We start from the raw sequence: 2,891 nt of genomic DNA, 5'->3' as shown, positions 1-2,891 counted from the left end.
GCCCGTGCGACCACCGACCGGGCCCACGCGGTATGGGTGGCAAATAGGGGTCCAGAATGGTCACCTCGGCAATTTGATCGGGGGGGCTCAACGAGAGGATGGCATTGAGAAAACCGATCAATACATCACGACTCTCCTCGGAGCCAAAGATCTTCTTGAAGGCAAAATCGGTTTTTGGATTCAAAAATCGCATGCATCGACTCCTGTTTCCCCTTGCATGGCAGTCCGTTCGACGCATCCGATACAGGCTTTATCGACCCGCGATGCAGAATACGCCGCACACTCTCCCGATGAGTATCCCTCCCCTGCCAACCCATGACAAGCAGCAAGTTGAGATGGTTCAGCTTGCGCTGAACGCCTCTTGGCCCATCAGCCCCCCGGACCCCGATGCGTGGCCGGGTGGTGCATGGTTGCGTTTTTTCTCATCAGCCCCCTGGACCCCGATGCGTGGCCGGGTGGTGCATGGTTGCGTTTTTTCTCATGGACATCACAAACTGCCACCCGACACCCCCGCCATCACCCGTTTGCCAAACGCCTGCAAAGCCGCCACCGCCCCCGGCCAACGCGGAAAAGCGTGGGCATGTGGGCCAGTCACTTCAAGAAATGTTTTTGGCTCACGGGCGGCAGCAAAGAGTTGTTCCCCATGGTGAAAGGGAATGACCGTGTCCTCACGGCTGTGCATCACCAACAACGGCACCCGCAACCCGGCCATGCGGGCAAGATTGTCAAACCGGGTGCGTGCCAACCAACGCACCGGCAAATAAGGGTAGATCTCCGCCGCCCGATCCGGGACCGAGGTAAACGCCCCATCCAAAATCACCCCACCCGTCTCCGCCTGGCCGGCCAGCCAGGTGGCCACCCCGGAACCCAACGAATGCCCATAATAAATCAGCCTCCTGGCCGCAATCCCCCGCACGACCGTCACATAATTCCGGGCAACCTGCGCATCGGCATAAAGCCCCGCCTCGGAAGGTTCGCCCACACTCTCCCCATAACCCCGATAATCCAACATGAGGGTCGGCCACCCTGTCCGTTGAAACAACTGCGCATATTCAGGCAACAGGGAAATACTACGATTATTCCCATGAAAAAACAGAAGCACCGGACCATCCCCACCCCCCGGCAGCCACCAGCCATGCAAACGCCCGGCCCCACCCGTCAGGTTGACCTCCTCATAGGGTACACCCCATTGGGACGGACTCCCCGCCAACTGGGTGGTGGGCATGAAAATCTTCTGGTCCTGGGCCAGATAAAGGTAGGCACAGGCGCCGACATAAACAAACAACAGGAGAAAAAAGAGGTTTTTGAGCGAAGATTTTGTTTTCATTCTCGTCTACACCCTTGCCTCCTCCTCCAAAAACGCGCCCGGACCAACCAGACAACCGGTGCAACCCGCAGTTCCTGCCTGCCTGGCCGGGCTCAAGCTTGGGCTCGCGCACAGCGAAAACCCAGGAACCCGAAGCGGACCTCCACTTTGGGCATGACGCGGTACGCCGCCCGCTCGAACCGGGCGGAAGCGTACCAGGAACCTCCACGCCCGACGCCAACCTCCGACGGCCCCTCCCAAACACGACCATCGGTTGGTGCCCCTTTGTAAGAGTCATGCCAAACGTCCGGGCACCACTCCCAAACATTCCCCAGCATGTCATACAAACCCCAAGGGTTCGGCTCCTTTAATTTAACCGGGCGGCTCCCGGCCTTGGTGTGGGGATACTGCTTCTCTGGCCACATCCTACTATCCTCCCCCTCAGCCAATTCAAATCCCTGACCACTATTCCCCCCATACCAGGCAATCAGGTTCAGGGCCGGGGCATTGCGTTCACCCAAAATTTCAATACCGCCGGTACACAAGGCCGTCGTCGTTCCCGCCCGGCAGGCATACTCCCACCAGGCCTCGCTCGGCAAAATCAAATCCAGCCCGGGCACTTTGCGGTTGATCTGTTCCAAAAATTTTTGCACATCCTCAAAGCTCACCTGCTCCACGGGTCGATCCGGAGATTTGAACCGGCTGGGGTTCTCCCCCATCACCGCCTGCCAAAGGGCCTGGGTGCAGGGGGTGTCAAACAGCCAAAATCCCTTGGCAATGGTCACCTCATGTTGTGGACCTTCGTCGGGAAAGCGGCCCGGCTCATCTTCCGGCGATCCCATCAAAAACCGCCCGGGCGGAATCCGGCGCAGCCGCTGCGTGACACCCTGAAAGGTCAAATCTTCATATTTTCCATATGAATCTGAACCGCTGGCGGAGAGCCAGGGAGGGGGGGGTTGAGTGGAGCAGCACCGGAAGGAATGTAAGGGGGGGGTGTCCTGGGGGGAACCGTTATAAAGGGGTGCGTCGTGGGAGGGGACGTCCTGGGGATGGCGCCAACGGGGGGCTTGCAGGCAGCCAGGAGGCGTTGGTATTCGTCATCATCCTCTTGGCTGAAATCCAACAGCGCATACTGCCTTAAAAGATCAGGTATTTGGCACTCATCCAAAACGATGGGGACAAAACGCCCTTCCTTATTTCTTGGATCACGAGAAATAACCGTATTCAGTTCCGTTTCAGGCCAGGCCGCTCCGACAAAATGAGTGGAAACAACCAGAACACATACCCGGGAACGTTTAAGGCCATCCTGAATGGCCGTTACAATCGGGGCTCCAGGTCTAACCGCCCAAACATCAATCCAAACCCGTAGGCCGTCATCCTTTAACCGCTTCGCCAACTTCAAAACCGCCTTCTTATCCTTTCGGCTATAACTTAAAAACACATCATATGCATACACATCTTCCGAAGATTGCGCCCCTGGCTCACCACCCATCCGCCCACTCTCCTTCCTCATCATCCAACATAAATATCCATGAAAGCCTTTGTCAGGGCTTCGCCCCGAACCCCACCAGGGCGCTGCCCTGGA

3 protein-coding genes are annotated in these 2,891 nt (G+C 57.6%); all 3 read right to left on the bottom strand.

Going from position 1 to position 2,891, the window contains the following annotated elements; translation table 11 throughout:
* Nucleotides 1-193 (bottom strand): PD-(D/E)XK nuclease family transposase (locus HQL63_16175; protein MBF0178359.1); only part of this gene is annotated, 193 nt, incomplete at its 3' end.
* 294 nt (nucleotides 194-487) lie between these two features.
* Nucleotides 488-1,327: an alpha/beta hydrolase gene (locus HQL63_16170; protein ID MBF0178358.1), complete on the bottom strand. Its 840-nt coding sequence runs from the start codon at nucleotides 1,325-1,327 to the stop codon at nucleotides 488-490.
* Nucleotides 1,328-1,419: 92 nt separating this feature from the next.
* Complete coding sequence (locus tag HQL63_16165) at nucleotides 1,420-2,379, bottom strand: formylglycine-generating enzyme family protein (protein ID MBF0178357.1); 960 nt, start codon at nucleotides 2,377-2,379, stop codon at nucleotides 1,420-1,422.
* Nucleotides 2,380-2,891: the final 512 nt, after the last annotated feature.

The sequence above is a fragment of the Magnetococcales bacterium genome (genome assembly GCA_015231175.1).
Taxonomy (GTDB): domain Bacteria; phylum Pseudomonadota; class Magnetococcia; order Magnetococcales; family DC0425bin3; genus HA3dbin3.
This window is presented reverse-complemented; position numbering and strand designations above follow the sequence as displayed.